The 16,137-nt window shown below is 44.9% G+C and carries 12 protein-coding genes and 1 pseudogene; 6 read left to right on the top strand and 7 right to left on the bottom strand.

Annotation, left to right across the window (positions count from 1 at the left end; all coding sequences use genetic code 11):
- The 5 genes and pseudogenes from ACIQXR_RS16525 to ACIQXR_RS16505 all read right to left on the bottom strand — a co-directional run.
- Nucleotides 1-371, bottom strand: a pseudogene (locus tag ACIQXR_RS16525) (hypothetical protein); the annotation flags it as partial.
- 182 nt (nt 372-553) lie between these two features.
- Nucleotides 554-2,113 (bottom strand): SagB family peptide dehydrogenase, encoded by a 1,560-nt coding sequence (locus ACIQXR_RS16520; RefSeq protein WP_402957361.1) that lies wholly within the window; start codon nt 2,111-2,113, stop codon nt 554-556.
- Between the two features lie 21 nt (nt 2,114-2,134).
- Nucleotides 2,135-4,051, bottom strand: coding sequence for a TOMM precursor leader peptide-binding protein (locus ACIQXR_RS16515; RefSeq protein ID WP_403080490.1), 1,917 nt, complete (start codon nt 4,049-4,051; stop codon nt 2,135-2,137).
- A gap of 14 nt (nt 4,052-4,065) precedes the next feature.
- On the bottom strand, nt 4,066-6,012 hold the full coding sequence (locus ACIQXR_RS16510; RefSeq protein WP_403080471.1) for a putative thiazole-containing bacteriocin maturation protein: 1,947 nt from the start codon (nt 6,010-6,012) through the stop codon (nt 4,066-4,068).
- 137 nt (nt 6,013-6,149) lie between these two features.
- Complete coding sequence (locus ACIQXR_RS16505; protein WP_402874214.1) at nt 6,150-6,395, bottom strand: hypothetical protein; 246 nt, start codon at nt 6,393-6,395, stop codon at nt 6,150-6,152.
- Nucleotides 6,396-6,717: 322 nt separating this feature from the next.
- Here ACIQXR_RS16505 and ACIQXR_RS16500 point away from each other — a divergent pair, with 322 nt between their 5' ends.
- The 3 genes from ACIQXR_RS16500 (at nt 6,718) to ACIQXR_RS16490 (ending at nt 9,610) form a co-directional block, all read left to right on the top strand.
- Nucleotides 6,718-8,187, top strand: a complete 1,470-nt coding sequence (locus ACIQXR_RS16500; protein ID WP_402874211.1) for a serine hydrolase domain-containing protein — start codon at nt 6,718-6,720, stop codon at nt 8,185-8,187.
- A 178-nt stretch (nt 8,188-8,365) separates the two neighbouring features.
- Nucleotides 8,366-9,001 (top strand): 2OG-Fe(II) oxygenase, encoded by a 636-nt coding sequence (locus tag ACIQXR_RS16495; protein WP_402874208.1) that lies wholly within the window; start codon nt 8,366-8,368, stop codon nt 8,999-9,001.
- A gap of 243 nt (nt 9,002-9,244) precedes the next feature.
- On the top strand, nt 9,245-9,610 hold the full coding sequence (locus ACIQXR_RS16490) for a hypothetical protein (protein WP_402874205.1): 366 nt from the start codon (nt 9,245-9,247) through the stop codon (nt 9,608-9,610).
- Between the two features lie 150 nt (nt 9,611-9,760).
- On the opposite strand, the gene ACIQXR_RS16485 is transcribed toward ACIQXR_RS16490, so the two are convergent.
- Nucleotides 9,761-10,303 (bottom strand): hypothetical protein, encoded by a 543-nt coding sequence (locus ACIQXR_RS16485; protein WP_403080469.1) that lies wholly within the window; start codon nt 10,301-10,303, stop codon nt 9,761-9,763.
- A 267-nt stretch (nt 10,304-10,570) separates the two neighbouring features.
- On the opposite strand from ACIQXR_RS16485, the gene ACIQXR_RS16480 reads away from it, so the two are divergent.
- Together ACIQXR_RS16480 and ACIQXR_RS16475 are read left to right on the top strand one after the other, a co-directional pair.
- A complete protein-coding gene (locus ACIQXR_RS16480; RefSeq protein WP_402874200.1) occupies nt 10,571-11,755 on the top strand; it encodes a YhgE/Pip domain-containing protein in 1,185 nt (394 codons plus the stop codon).
- 54 nt (nt 11,756-11,809) lie between these two features.
- A complete protein-coding gene (locus tag ACIQXR_RS16475; RefSeq protein WP_402874197.1) occupies nt 11,810-12,355 on the top strand; it encodes a PadR family transcriptional regulator in 546 nt (181 codons plus the stop codon).
- Between the two features lie 106 nt (nt 12,356-12,461).
- Here ACIQXR_RS16475 and ACIQXR_RS16470 read toward each other — a convergent pair whose 3' ends face one another.
- Nucleotides 12,462-14,261, bottom strand: coding sequence for a hypothetical protein (locus ACIQXR_RS16470; RefSeq protein ID WP_402874194.1), 1,800 nt, complete (start codon nt 14,259-14,261; stop codon nt 12,462-12,464).
- Nucleotides 14,262-14,521: 260 nt separating this feature from the next.
- Here ACIQXR_RS16470 and ACIQXR_RS16465 point away from each other — a divergent pair, with 260 nt between their 5' ends.
- The gene (locus tag ACIQXR_RS16465; protein WP_402874191.1) at nt 14,522-15,934 is read left to right on the top strand and encodes a hypothetical protein; all 1,413 of its coding nucleotides are present in this window, start codon (nt 14,522-14,524) and stop codon (nt 15,932-15,934) included.
- The last annotated feature ends 203 nt before the right edge of the window (nt 15,935-16,137 follow it).

Here is a 16,137-nt window from a genome sequence, read left to right as displayed (position 1 = left end):
GTTGCTCCGGTTGCTCCTGTTGCTCCTGTTGCTCCTGTTGCTCCTGTTGCTCCTGTTGCCCCTGTTGCTCCTGTTGCTCCGGTTGCTCCTGTTGCCCCGGTTGCCCCTGTTGCTCCCGTGGCCCCTGTTGCTCCTGTTGCTCCCGTTGCTCCGGTTGCTCCTGTTGCTCCTGTTGCTCCTGTTGCTCCTGTTGCTCCTGTTGCTCCCGTGGCTCCTGTTGCCCCTACTCCTGCAGAAACACTAACTTTTACATTTTGTTTGATACTTTGTTTTGATTTTCCTTCGCACCGGCATTTTTTGTGCCCACAATCCTTGCACTTCTTTGATTTGCAACGACAATTTTCATGTCCACATTTACTACATTTACTCAATATTCTTCACTCCTTTAATAGTTTCTCACTATCTTATGAGTGGAGAAATCAATTGGATTGGACAAACTCTCTATCTCTTCATAATAAAGAAAACCCCTCTTTATGAAAAAAGTAGGGGTTGAGTTGGATCCATTCATTTGGTATTCAAGAGTTTATTTTTCCTACACTCCTCCATCCATAAGCTAACCATGCAAGCTGCCTTTTAGCCAAGGTCGCCCTCGATACGGTCCGATTGGTATTTGGATGAGCGTTGTTTTTTCATGCAGTCCTTTTTTATAAATGTCATCACATACGTTCACATCGAACCCAAGCAAAGGATGACCTCCCATATCCAAGGCTGTCGCTACTAAAAGTAATCGTTGGACGAGCATTCCCGCTTCCATCTGTTGGATGCGGTATCCCCTGTAGCTTAGCTCCTTTTTGCGGTGATCTCTATTCCCTGCCACATGCAGGCAGATTGGAACTTGCAGTAAATTCACATTATCCAGTGACATGGCGTATTGCAACTGAGTTCGCTGATCACCTTGTCGCACAAGCCGTAATGCATGATTTGCTCTATCATAAACATAAGCACCATCTGAAATATCTTCCATTTGATGCAAACAGGCATAGATGGAGACGTCGTGTTCTTGCGTCTCATCCACATCATTGGTATACGAAAAAGATGCCGAAGCCTCTTGCAACAGTGTGGCGAGTTGAATCTTGCTCACCTTCCCTAAAACGAAATCCATTTCCGGGGAAAACCGCTTACGGCAAATAGTAGCCAGGTCATACGACAACCGCTCCACTGCTGGCAAATCTATACTCCCCATACCTTTTCCACTTCGCGCTTCCTTTGCTTCGATTTTCCGAATGGATCGAGTGGAGTCAATCATGGATGCTTCATTCATCTGAATCAACATTGGATACTCTATGATTGTCTGTGACCGAACATAATGGGTATGTGATATGGCAGGCAGCTCTCTACATAATTCAACCGCCGTGACAGCACGATCTATTTTACTTCCAAACGTGACTCCATTTGTAGCTTCCACAGATAAAAGAATGGCGGCATATGTGCTTTCTTCTTGTTCAGATAATCCAATTAAGTGATTAATGGCCCGGTCCAGGAATTGAAAGGACACGCCAGTCGAGAAGCCGAACCTCTTCGCCACCTCCAATAACTGACCCATCAGGACACCTGCGTCCAATCCTTGCAGGCGATAGGAAAAATCGTGGTACTTATAGAAGTTTTTCCAAAACATCGTCGACACGAAGACCGTTCCGAAACACGTTGTCATATCGCAACGACCGCCAAGGGCCTGGTCCAGATAGTCATCAAAATTACCTTCCCGCACTAATACCAAACGATGGTGTGCCACATCATAATGGTACACGCCAGCAGGCAACTCCTCGATTTTCAGGTAGATGTACAGTTCGTTTGGATACAATGCTCCCCCTGAAGGCGCAAAACGGCGGAACGACTGCATGAAGTCCATTTGTTCCGGATCATTCATGAACTGGCTCACTTGAGCAAGGCCGAATACATACCAAAGAAAGTGACCGATAGCCTTGAAGTCAGGCTGGGATGATGTTTGGCAGGCTTCCAATGTCAGCGGCACTTCCGGCGAAAAAGGGAACACAGGCAAGTCACGGTAAAGTTTATAGGAAAGTGGCGCATCCTCCCAATCCACTTCCCAGTCAGGCGGTCTGACCTTCGCTGTGTCAAACTGAAGATTATGCAAAAATTGATCTAGATTCATCCCCTGCCTCCTTACCACCGCTTATGGAAATGGATGCGGATCTTGATTAAGCTGTTCGATTGTCAGCGGCTGCTTCGCATATCCTAGTTCCACGGGAACCTGCAAAACCCTATCGAGTCCTGTAACGCGGGTCAGGTGATGACCGAATGTCATCGGGAGCATGCCCGGTATCAGCACTTTCACGCAATGTAATCCGTTCTTTTTCAGTTCCGGCGTCGTTTGATCCACGACAAGCACATCAAGGCCATGCTGTTGCAACTGTAAAAGCACGTCCTGTAGGTCATCCATTAAATCGGCATGTTTCACCCCGGCCAAGAATTCCTCGTCGAACGTACGCAACGGCCGTCGATCATCCAATAAAAAGTGCAACCGTTCTTCCGCTTGCCGTAACCCAAACAGCATGCCATGATCATCCATCTGCTGGACTAAGTACGGGTCAGCGAGCATCTTCTCATACTCTTCCTGATTCGCCTCGAATTTATCGTCAAGGGTCAGCATCATGCCCGCCAACTCATGAATCGCACTTTTCGCCGCCCGGATGGGATCCAAATGGGCACCACCCGCACAAATGAGGTTCAATCCTTTTCCTTTCCTGTTTTTCGCCATCGCCCAGACACTTGGGATGCCATGTTCCATCGTCGCGTTATACAAATGGATGTCATATCCCGCCGCTGCCCGTGCCCGGTCCATCATCAATGCCAGTTCTTCGTCATTGGCCGAATACGGGTCAAGGCGGGGAAGCGGGAGCTTAGCGTACCAGGTCAATAGAAAGGAATCGCGTTCCACCACTTCGAAAATCCCGTACAAAATCGCTTCTTCCAAACTGCCTCCTAATGCGCAGCCATTGGACGTTTCATAAACAAACCCCTCCCCGCAGCCCAAGCTATAATAAGCCACCAGCTCTGGAACCAAAATTGGACGCTCTTGTAAAAAAGAATAGCTCCAAACCCAGTTGATTGGGGAATCCGGATGAAAACGCTTGAAAGGAAAACCAGGCATTTCATACATTTCATCGGTGTGGACACCAAGCTTGCTGGGATCCAGGGCCTCATCTTTCAGATTATTGTAGCTGTCATGGACAACGGTCCGCTTTCCCCGTGGTTCAAGACCACAATACCGCTCCAATCCTTCCAAAATCGCAGTCATCTCGCTAACCGCATAGGAATTAGTCCGCCCCGCTGTCCCTTCATCCCCCATGAACAAAGGAAGACTCACACTGACATCGGCAAATGGCGGCACAAGATCGACCATCTTATTATTCAGAAAACCCATCCGGGGATCGAGATAATCCTTGGCCAGCACCTGACTTAGCTCAGTCATTGAACGGGTGCGGTAGCCATCGGGATCCACCTTCGGACTTGGTTGTAACGAAATTCGGGCCGCCCTTGAAGAATCATCGGGAATGGGACTACAGACCGGGCAGATTGGATCCGCTAAAAAAGGATGCCAGGAAATATTCAGTGTCTTCATGTTGATCAAGGCTACAGCATATTCCGACCGGGCCCCAGTCCCTTCCGTCACCCGCTGCACCTCTTCTCCAATCAGGTAAGCCATTTGTAACAGTCCCGTGCGCGATGCCGCCGGGTCATCTTGCTTCCCTCCATTCTCCTGTAATTGCTTTTGGATGGCCCACATTTCTTTCCGATCGCGCCCCGCCATGAGATGCCGTAGATCCGCGCATTGCGAGCACCCTTCCTTCTCCATCCGCACTAGTGGCCCAACCATCCCTTCACCAAATGACACAAAGCCCCGTAACCATGGAATGTCGAGGACTTCCTCCGCCTTTAGATGGGCAGAAGGATCCCAGGCATCCTGCAGCATGAGAGCCAGTTCAGCCGTTTCGGGTATCTCTGTCAAAAAGTCGACCTGGCGAATGATTTCGTATTCGTCTGACAATATTCCGTACACCAGGTCCACCAACACTCCTTCTCCGACCATCAAGATGACAGGCTTCACCTTGATCCCTCCTCTCGCAGCAACACACCAAATACCCCTGCCAGCTCCTCTTTCAAAACAGGTTCCAATTCCAGTTCGAAGGCCAATAGCCGCTTTCCGTTCCAATCCAGCACTTGCAAGGCCTCCTGCAGCACTTCCGATTCTCTTGATTCTTCATACGACGCAATCCTAAGGGTCAACGGCGTCCTTTTTTCCATAAGCACGGATGAAGCTTTCAAACCCTGCTTCTTGTAGCCCCCCTTTTCGTTTTGAATGGCCATGAGTGCCTGCTGTAAAGCATTCCGTAAAGCCTGCGTACTATTCAGCCCTACACATCCGTACCACTCATCCCCCGTACCGACCCATACGACAGGGAAACCGAATACTTCCTCTCCTAACGCAATCACGGGGTCACCTGCCATTCTTGTCAACGCCTGCAAGTAATACCGGCAGCGCTCATCGTCTATGACCTCCAACTGAATTCGACCACAGGCGTGCTTTTCGTTGCTTCGCTTGGTTAATTCCTCGTCCAAACACTTGTACAACCCCCGGCACATACACTCCGCGAACGTCTCTCCCGTACCAACGCCGACGAATCCTTCTACACCTACTCCATCCCATTGAGGTAAAGTCGGACCAAGATGGCTGACCGTTTCCGTGGCATACACTTCGACTCCCGTTAAGCCCGCTTCCCTCCTCGCTTCTTCATGCAATAATTCCGAGCAAATGATCGCTGGCAACAATTCAGCTGGACCCATAGACATCGGATCAACCACTTGGACACGGCATTGAGCTAACGGCAGTTGCTTCAGCTCTCCTTCTTCCCAGCTATGGAAGATGCCCGATTGGCTGGAAGTCATTCGGCCAAAGGACATAAACAACTTACCCCGTTCGCCTCGGCTTGATTGCTGGTTCAATCTCAAGTCGAAATCCGTCACCCATCTTGCAGCCGCCGTGCCCGTGACAAACGGGTGGGGCAAAAAGGTGTGCCAGCTTCCTTCCAAGGTTTCCATATCAAGCAGGTAAAGTTGATTGCTCTGATCCGATTCGCTCACTCCCGTACTCCTTTTGAATAACTCGAACGCCAGTACATTTGCGAGGAGCGCACCCGCCGTGGAGGAAAAAGAGGCAGCCTCTTGATCGGTAATCAGGGAAGACTGATGTAAACGGCGCCAGGCAGACTCCCAGCAGGAAAGCGATTCCCCGTTCACCATCGGACCGGCAAGACCAATTTGATTCAGACTCAGTGCAGGGAAAAACATCTTCTCTTCTTGCCTGCAAGCCGCGTGCAGCGCCCGCAGTTCCTCCACCTCTCCATCTTGTGACACAGACACGATATAATCATATGGCCGGATTATTTCCTGCCAAGCTCTTTCCCCCTCCTGACTCTGGGAAACCTCCTCCACCGCCACGTCCTCGTCTGTTGTACGGAAATGGGCAACAATTTCATTCAGTCGCTTTCTATTCGTCGATTCCGAATCCTTTATATGAATATGAAAAGCAGGCAATCCAGATTCAAGCAACGCGGATACCAGTGATACGAAAAACGGACCTGAACCAATCGCCAATACTTTCAGCTGACGATAATCCTGAAAACGACGGGCTCCCGAATCGCCGACACTATCCAAAAACGCAATCTGAGACGCATACTTATCCACAATCCGATCCGTCAACTGGTGTGGGGCATCTTGACTGATATCCCGAACGAACCCGTTCTTGTACAGAACTTCGGCAATCTCCATGACCCGATTCCGGTATGGCCCAGGCAATCCATCCGTCAAATCACTCAATGCATGTTCCCCGTTAAACATGGGTATTAACTGTTCAATCCATTGAACGATGGTACGTCCTTCCATACGGAAAGAACTTACATTATTCCGAAAATACACTTCCCCATTTGGTTCAGGGAGAAAAAACGTATCCCTATTCACTTTCAGACGCATAGAAGGGGTCAAATTCTTCATCTCGAACCTCCTAACCAACAAGCTTTACTTAGCTATCCCTCTAATCGTATGTATGACAATTTGTCTCTTATGTCTAATTCCATGGAGAAAAGCCCCTGCAGGCATTCTGCAGGGGTCGGTTCTTCTCTGAAAATCGATTAGCGACCGCAACGACCGCAACGTCCACACCCTCCGCAACGTCCACATCCGCCACACCCTCCGATGCCTCCGAAGAAAAAGCATCCGAAACAACCAAGGCAACCAAAACACCCTAACGGGATAAGACGGGAATCTTCCATGGAATGCTGATGCTGAAATTGATTCGGATCCCAAGGGACCGGCTGACTGGCCTGGAATTGTGGGTCGACATTCAACATTTGAAGCTGATTTTGAAACTCATTCATGTATAAAACCTCCATATTTAAATTAATCAAAAATAACGAAGGAGTACGGAAAAAATGGCCTATAGATTTTCCCTATCCTCCAAGTACTCTCTCCACACAAAATATGTACTCGGAATGGGTATTGCTACTGATTCAGATGCCCATTTTCATGCGTTCCCCCGAAATCTTCACGGAATATTTACTTATCAAAGGCGAACAGCAAAGTAGTGCACGAGCCATCAACGAATCTATTTATCTGGAATTCATTGACCCACTTTTGTTAAATCCTTACAATGATTCAAGAAAGATATTTTGCACTTGATAGAGAAAGGAAAATGAGAAGATGCGAAAAAGACATAAGATAATTAGTTTCATACTGACCATACTGCTCGTCCTGACAAGTGTTTCCGGAGTTGTGTTGGGAAACGAACAGGCGTCAAGAAAACTGGATTCTTCCGCTATTGATGAGTTTATGGCAAATGAAATCGAGCGTCTCAAGATTCAGGGAGCTTCATTGGCCATCGTAGAGGGAGATCGGGTGGAATACGTGCAAGGATATGGTGTGGCCAACCAAAATGGAACTGAAATGACTTCGGAAACCCCCATCGTTCTTGGGTCCGTCAGTAAATCATTTACGGCACTTGCCCTTATGCAGTTAGTGGATCAGGGAAAAATACGATTACAAGATCCCGTGCAATTGTATATCCCCTGGTTTCATCTTGCCGATAAGGAGGCTTCTGGGAAAATCACGATTCAGCACTTACTGAATCATACGAGCGGTCTTTCCACATATGACGGCCAAGTGGCTATCTCACAGGGAGATAAGACATTGAAAGAACATGTCAAAGGCTTGGAAGAGATTGAATTGAAGCACCCTGCCGGTGACCGCTATGAATATTCGAATCTAAATTACGACATCTTAGGTTTAGTCATTGAAGAAGTGACAAATCTATCATATAAAGACTATCTAAATGAATTCATATTCAAGCCGCTTGAAATGAAGAATACCTACGGTGACCCTAAAGATGTTGCAAACCATGCCATTGCGGGCGGTTATCAGACGGTATTTGGATGGAAGCTACCGACCAAGCAATTGAAACACGAGGGATCGGTTCCTTCCGGTTACATCATTTCTAGTGCGGAAGATATGGCAAATTATATGATCGCCCAATTGAATCATGGCACATTCAATGGAAAAGGCATTTTATCGAAGAATGGCATGAACACCTTGCATCAGCCATCATCATACATAGGGGATGATACGTACTACGCAATGGGATGGGAAGTGAAGGATGATGAAGTCTCCCATAATGGATGGACAGAAAACACCTACTCAAAAGTGATCTTAGACGGGCAGTATGGCATCAGCCTACAGATTAATTCAATGGATTATTTCAACCTCAATGAATATGATTCGATCATAAGCGGAGTGAACAAGCTCGTACATCATGAAGAACCCCCTAGCCCCACTGACCACCCATTTATGAAATATGCAGTGATTGATCTGATTATATTGGGATTCGTGACCCTGATTGTCTGGTCAATCTATAGAATATTCAAACCTAAACCACGAGAAGTACACGGATTCCTACGTATTCTCCATAGGATGTTCCTCGTCATGGTTTACTGGCTGATTCCGTTGAGTATTTTAATCAATTTCCCTTATCTATTCGGTCCTTTATCTACAGTTACACTATTTGCTCCTGGAATCGGTCACCTATTATTTGGACTGCCTTTGCTCCTTTTGATGGTGGGAGTCGTTACATTGGGGAAAGGCATACGAACTGCGCGGAAAACCCATTTGAATGCATGAAAAACGATGGTGGGGATTCACACCATCGTTCCACAAAAAACCTTTCGTACTAATAATATATACCAAAGTAAAAAATTTCCGTTATTCGAAAGGTTCGTGATATAATCATTTATCGCTAAAAAGCCAAATAGACTGATGGATTTTTCCGAAAATTCATTCATTAAGGGAGTGAACGACCATGGATAACAAAGAACAGACTATTTTCACCCATAAGGGAAATACAATCAAAACAGAAGATAGAGAGATTACGATCCTTACTAGATTAGAAGAACCGCTCATCGCCGTTTTGGGGAATGTGTTAAGTGACGAAGAATGTGACGAATTAATCAGTTTGTCCAAAGATAAACTGAACCGTTCCAAAATCGGTGATACACGCGAAGTAAATGAGATGCGGACAAGCAGTAGCATGTACTTCCAGGACAAGGAAAATGACCTCATCACGACCATTGAAAAAAGAGTTTCTTCTATTATGAATGTACCCGTTGAACATGGGGATGGTATTCAAATTCTAAAGTATACACCTGGCCAAGAGTATAAGGCCCATTATGATTTTTTCGCATCTTCCAGTAAAGCTGCAAAAAATAATAGAATTAGCACCATCATCATGTACTTGAATGATGTGGAGGAAGGCGGGGAAACGTTCTTTCCTAAACTAAATCTCTCTGTATCTCCCCAAAAGGGAATGGCCGTGTACTTCGAGTATTTCTATGATGATCAACATGTAAATGAACAAACCTTACACGGTGGAGCCCCGGTCCTAACAGGAGAAAAATGGGTAGCGACACAATGGATGAGAAAACAGAAACAGATCTAGACAAAAACTTCAATGCCGGTGTGCCTTCAAACTGTAAGTAGAGGTAAGAGGTAGGCTTTTGGGGAAAGCATCCTCCCAAAAGCTGAGATCAAACCCCTCTCTTCAGTCTTTTTTTATTTTGGTTTTATTACCGATGAACGAACGGTAATAAAAGAAGGGCTAGATATAGATATTACATGGGTTGCTGTTGGAGCAATCGAAATTAGAGAGGAGAACATTCCTATTATTTTAAAGAGAAAACTATTGACTGCTTTTCTTAGTAGTTTGTTATTTGCATTGGTCCTTTCATCGCTTGGTGGCTTTGATTTGAATGCATTTATGAATTTATATTATTTAAATCTTATGATTGTCATTATCTACGGAGTGATCACTTCCTTCTTTAGTGACTGGCTGAGTAGGCAGATTTCTAAAAAGGCTTACACTCGTGAAATTCTCTCCTTCTTATTTCACTGTTTATTCGGATTCGTCTTACAAATTCTAAGTCTTGTTTCTGCCATCTCATTCTTTATTGTTGACCGTCTATTAGCAAAAGTGAAAATTGGATGGCTATCCGTTATCATAGCCTTTGTCATCGTCGTGCTAGTATTTATCCTTATGATGAATAGGTAGACCACTGACCTGGCAAGTCGGTAAAACGATGACTTCCCCTAACGAGGGCATTCGTTCCATAGGATTCATCAAAGAAGACCACTTATTCGGTGATCTTTTTTATTTGTTCAAAAATCCCCTTGTGTTCCGAATCGTCCACTCCTTCGAGAATCATTTATGACTTGTGTGCTGTTCCTCCTTCACATCCATCACCAATGTATCGAATAATTCACCATCCGAATAAACCAAAATGGCCCATTCACCCGCATCCGGCAACATGACATTCGAAGGTACACTCCCATCGGCTCCATTCACGGCACTACTCCCCGTCAAGCTTCTGGACCACTCTCCATCAATTAATACGGAATGGATGGTTGACGTGTTCCGATGATATCCGACGAATGTCGCTACGCCCTTATCCATTCCCCAAAAGTGCCACAACCATTTCTCCACTTTATTTGCCTTTAATTCAGGCCCTATGATGCCAAGCCTGTTTTCGTTACCGATTACCTTGGCGTTTGTCGATGTACGAAATTCGACAGCTTTCCGCTCCCAGTCAATTTGATCTAGGTCTTTATCCGTTACGAAACTTGGAGTCTCATCAATCACGCTTACCTCGTCTGTTTTCTCCGGTTCTTGCCCCTTGGATGAGGTACATCCACTAATCACGAGTAAACACACTAAACAAGCTATATAAGCGATTTTACTTTTCAAAAAAGCTCCCCCTACCCGAAATATTTTACATATAATCCCATTATACACAAAAGCAAAACAGTAACCATACTGTAAAAACCATACTTACATACATATACACTCACGCTTGGCACCAGCGACATAAGGGAGACTTTCCTGATGTTTAGTATCGTAATTTTTTATTGACTTTAAAAAAGGATTCGAGTAGACTGATGAAGCGGTTCAATTAAAGTACTCAAATTAAAGTAGTTAAACCAGAATATATTTGAAGAAGGATGGATGCAACAAATGAAGTTTAAATATAAACATTTCTTAAAGACACAAGGTTCCATTGCTGCCATTTTCATGGGGATTTTCTATGGCCTTTGTATGCTAGGCATTTTCTTACCTGGTTATTCGGCCATTCCAGGAAATATCGATCAATTGCCGGTTGCCATCGTCAATGATGATGCTGGTGAATACGGAGACAAGATTGCCAGCCAATTGAAAGAAAACTTACCGTTTAAAGAAATCGAAACAGATGTAACAAATAAACAAGCGTTAAAAGATCTAAATAAGAACGATTTAGCGCTAGTCGTACACATCCCGAAAACATTCTCTGCGGATATGCAAAATGGCGAAACGTCATCAAGCATTGACTTTACAGTGAATGAAGCAGGACCAACCGTTGTTTCCTCAACTATGACTTCCGTCGTTAAGGAAATTAACAATCAGTTGAGCGCACAATTCTCACAACAAACCGCTCAAGGCGTATTGATGAACTTCAATTTACCGGAAGAAAAAGCGGCTGAAATGGCGAAACAAATCGAAACGGCGTATTCAGGAAACATCGTAACGATCAATGAAGTGCCAGATGGCATGCACCACAATATGTTACCGATGTTCTTGACGATGGCAGGATATGTAGGTGCCATGATCGGTGCGATGCAATTAGTGACCTCATTCAGACAGAGCCGTGGAAAAGCGAGCAAGACACGACTATTCATGTATGTACAAATGACTGCCTTATTGGTTGCCGTTGTTTCCTCCTTCGTTGCCCTAGGCATCACTTATTTAGTGAATGAACCAAGTGGAGACCTATTCCTCAGCACGCTAGGTCAACAAATCTTGAACTATATGGTATGTTTCAACTTTACAGCCATTTTGGTATTCTTGGTTGGAGATGGTGGTATGGTGTTAAACATCCCGATCTTATTAACACAAACCATCGCAAATGGTGCCACCGTGTCACGTGATATGATGTATGCACCGTATGAATGGATGAGCCACATTTCACCTATGTATTACTCGGTGCAAGCATACTTTGCCAACCTATATAGCACCACGAGTCCAAGTCCGTTTATTTGGTCCATGGTAGCCGTCGGTCTGGGTGCCATGTTCATCAACATGCTCATCGTGGCCTTTGTCCACAAAAAAGTTCCATTGGATAATCAAGTGGTACAACCGGAAACAGAAGCTGCAAAGACCGCTTAAATTCCCGCTTCGTTTGCTATAATAAGGATAACCATTTTCTGAAGGAGCTTAGAGATGCCCATTCAAGTTTTCATATTGAGCAAACTGATGAAGGATAATAATTATCCATATAAATTAAAAAAGCAGCTGTCTGAACCCATCCCTTTCGATCAACTGGGTGGGCTGACAGAAAGTAAGCTGTATTACCATTTTGATTCGCTAGTCAAACAAGGCTTAATCGAGATAGTCGAAATCATTAAAGAAGATCATCGACCTGATAAACAAGTATTCGGGATTACGGCTAAAGGCCGTGAAGAACTTCCGAAGAAAATCTATAAGTTGTTTGAAAATGCCAGTTCCATTAGTGATATGGTGGTGGGACTTGCATACCTCAAATATGTAGACCGTGATAAGGTAGTCGAAATCCTGAAAAACAACAAAAAGAAGTTCCTTGCAAAGTGGGAACAAATTTCGGATTTTGAAAAACAGATGAAGATGGAAAAAGACCATGATAAAGAAAAGCTAGTGGAATATTTAGGTGAATACTTTTCATCCAGAGCAGATCACACCATTTACTGGCTTGATGAGGTAATTAAACGGATTCAACAAGGGGAATTATAAAGAAAAAAACTGCACCTTCTTTGTTAGACACACCTAACAATCGGAGGTACAGTTTTTTTCATTGAACAAGCCGTGCGCTCCTTTCAAGGAGTACGCACGGCTTCTTTTATTTCTTCGGCAAATCTACATTCGTGAACTGATCGACGGGAACAATCTCTTCTTCCATGTCCATCACGTTCAAGATGACCCGGTCTCCTACCTTGGTCAAGACTACATCGGACAATCCTTGAACGGAAGGATCAATCGAGAACCTTTTGCTGCTGCCCTCTACGATAAGATAGAACACATACCCACTCGAAAGATTGGCATCATTGATTCTGATGACTTTCCCTTTGACCTCTTTCATTTCAAATCCTTTTTGGGGCGTCACTCCATTGACTTTCCCTAAGGAAGCGATCAGTTTCTTATAGTTCCGGAATGCTTCATCTTTGTTCTTCCCGAAAGCTACTTGAGGATTGTCGCTATTGGCATACACAATGGCCACCCCTTGGAACTTGCTTCCTTTTGTAACGGGGATCACATAGGTCGGTGCCCCGTATATCGTATAGAACACGCCATTGGTCGCTTTCCATCCTGGATATTTGGATAAGAATTCACTCGCATTGGCATTCGATTTTGCTTCTTTACCGGTTAAAACGGATGTCACGCCTTTATAATATGTCATTTCACCCGTCTTGGCGTTGAACACACCGTAACCTACCAGCGTTTTCGAGTTCCCTTTTGATTTGGCCCTCGTGAAATCGACGACATAAATCAACTCGCCTTTATCATTAAAGGTGACTTGCATATTTTCCTCATTCGGAATCAAGACATCTTTTTTCGGACCGATGAGTGATTGGTTTTTCCACCCGTGAACATATTTTCCCCAATAGCTCCAATACTCTAGAGCCGTTTCCTCAGTGAAGGTTCTGTCCACCCATTTCGGTTCTTTTCCTAATGGATAGAAGATCGTGTCACCCGTTTCCGGATTCACCACTACCACCCCATCCACGACGGACCCACTTCTGTATTTCAAGTAATGGCCAACCGAAGCTACAAAGAAAGGCTTGCCTTCTTCATCTGGCTCCAGGTATGAATCGTAGATGACTTTGGTTGGATACGCCTTATGAATCTGTCTATCTACATCATAATCCAAATACTGTGACGGGGCATACAGCATCTTCCCTTTCACCGTGCTCGCACCTTTATCGGTCGCTATGGCCGAAATCAAGTTATATCCTGGCGTGTATTCGGCTTTTCCAGCTTTCAGGAATCCGTCCATTTCAATGGGAGAGGTATACGTCAATTCGCCATTGATATTGGTCAGACGGTATTCACCTTCCGTGAAATATGAGGCATTCTGGATTTTATTAATGGCAGCATCGCCCTTTGCATCAGCCATTTTCACCGTCACTAGTGGCATCGTTTTAATATCTTGGACTTCCTCTAGTTTATTCTTCTTTACGACATCGGCTAACCCATGAAGGTTCCCGGCAATCGTAAGGGGATAAAACAGCATGATCACCCAAGTGGCAATCAGCAATAAACCGATGATATACATGGCATGGACATTCCAAGGAGTTCTCACTCGCTTCGAAACGCCTTGTTCCCGGTCACGTCTTTTTAGGGAAGGTTCTTTATCCCTCGATAGGTACAAGCTTGCATCCACGATAAGGAACAACCCAAATACTATGGCCAAGTTGGAAAAGAACGCTTCAACCGTTTGGTCTAGTAGATTAATATCGATGATAAAAAATAAAATGACAGCGGCCAGTAATAGCCGCAGAACCTGTTCAGTGAAAAAGAGCCAATCTTTTTTCCTGACGGCTATGGACCACCTTTGCGGAATGAGGGAAAGTCCCAATAAAGCAAACGGAAGCTTCGTCACGATCCCTTTTAAGATAAATGCTAGTAATGAAAATATCATGATTACAAAAAAACTCCCTTTATCTATTTTTCTAATTCTACCTAATTTTAACACAACTAATCAGCCACTTTTGCCACTCCCCTACAAACCTAATCATTTTTAAAAAAAATTTTTAGAGCATGCTACTTTTTCCTTTTTAAAGTTTATATAGACGGTGAAGTGATTCTTTTCGAAAGCTTCAATAAGATGAAGAACAATTTGGTTAGATCATACCCTCTGCCCAATGGATGTAGGCGGATACTAAAAGGAGACGGAACCGGATGATTTATGAAGAAACGTACCATTACTTATTGAAACATGTATCCTCCACTGAATTTGATGCGTGTTTGTACTCTTTGCTGCATAGTGATTGGGATGGGGTCATTCAGAGCCCACTTCATGCAATGGCAAGCAGTTTGGGGACATCGGAAAAATATTTGAAGCAGATCATCAGGAAATTCACGTCACCAAAAGGAGACCTTACGCAGGTTTTCGTACCCGTTCAACAAGATGAGGATGCTTTATATAAGTTCAACCTTGGACCGACAAGTAACCTTGGCTTTAACCATAAGACCGATCGTTATTGCAAGAAATACCGTTTCTTTTATCATGAGGCTTTCAAAGGGTTGACGATTTCGGCAAAACGTCTGTTGCTGATGGCCGCTTACCGGATGTCGGTTTCAAAATCGGAAGAAGTGATGTTCGATTATCATGAATTCGTTTCGGACTCCACTTCCCTATTCACAAGACAGCGCCTGTACGAAGCGATGGATGCCATCTATGAAGCAGGCTTAGGCGATCTCGTTACGATTGCTTTCACAAGTAAGGCTTTCTCCAAGAAAGAAGTGATGATGTTTACCTTTAAGGAAGGGACGCTTGGAGAGTATCGCGAAAACCGTGGCGAGCGGGCAGGACTGCGCCGGACCATTTTCAATGCGGGCTTTCCTGGCCATATCAGCGATGCCGTCTGCCTGGAGTTGGAACGGGTCGGGAAGTACATTTTCCGCTCGTTTCTTAAAGATGCAAAAAAAGCGGAAACTCCGAGCGATACGCAAAAGGAACTGCTGACCCTTGCGCGATTCGTCTATTCACAAGCACTCAAGAAATTCGGCAAGGCCTTGCGTGCCAACAAACCATTGCTCACTGAACCAAAACAGGCATCGGCTTATTTAAGCACGATTGTTTATAATGAAACATTAGAACAAATGGCGAAGTATGCCCACCAGGCCGAGTCCATCAAGTCCCTGCTTGACCGTGAACATTTTCATAAAGAGATTTCAGAGAAGGCACTTGGCCGGGAAGTGAACTATATGGAAGTGAACCAACACATCGAACCGATCCGCCTCAAGTTTCAGCAAGCGGACTTCATCTATTCCATACTGAACGGCTGGTGCGAAGAGTGGCTCATATCCCGCGTGAAGACGGCGACCGAGACAATCGAAACAGAAGAGGAAATGACTGCACCGACAACCAACCCGGTACCCACAAGGACCGCTTCGGAATATATCATAGCGCTTAGAAATGATACATATGATCAATTGGACAAACTGCTCGCTTTAATCGGAAAGTTCGGCAACGCGGCTGTATCACCGTCCAACCAGCAATATACACTCACGAGGAAAAAGGAAACCATCCAATCCTATTTCGCCATACAACGTGGTCGGCTCGATGCCTTTGCTGCATCGCCTTCTTAACATCACACTACCTTCCTAAGCTAGTGTTTTTTCCCCTGCCCTTTTTCATCATTTACATAGATTCATAACAGGAGCGGATTCCGCTCTCTTTTTTTTGTCCTTTAAAGCGGCTGTGGATAAGAAGACGTGGCTGTGAATTAAAGAATTTCGCTTGTGGATTGTGGATATCCGCCTGTGGATGTCGGCTGATAGGATGTGAGTTG

It is taken from the genome of Peribacillus sp. NPDC097224, assembly GCF_044761985.1.
GTDB lineage: Bacteria > Bacillota > Bacilli > Bacillales > DSM-1321 > Peribacillus.
Note: the sequence above shows the minus strand (reverse complement) of the source record. Positions and strands in the feature narration are given on the sequence as shown.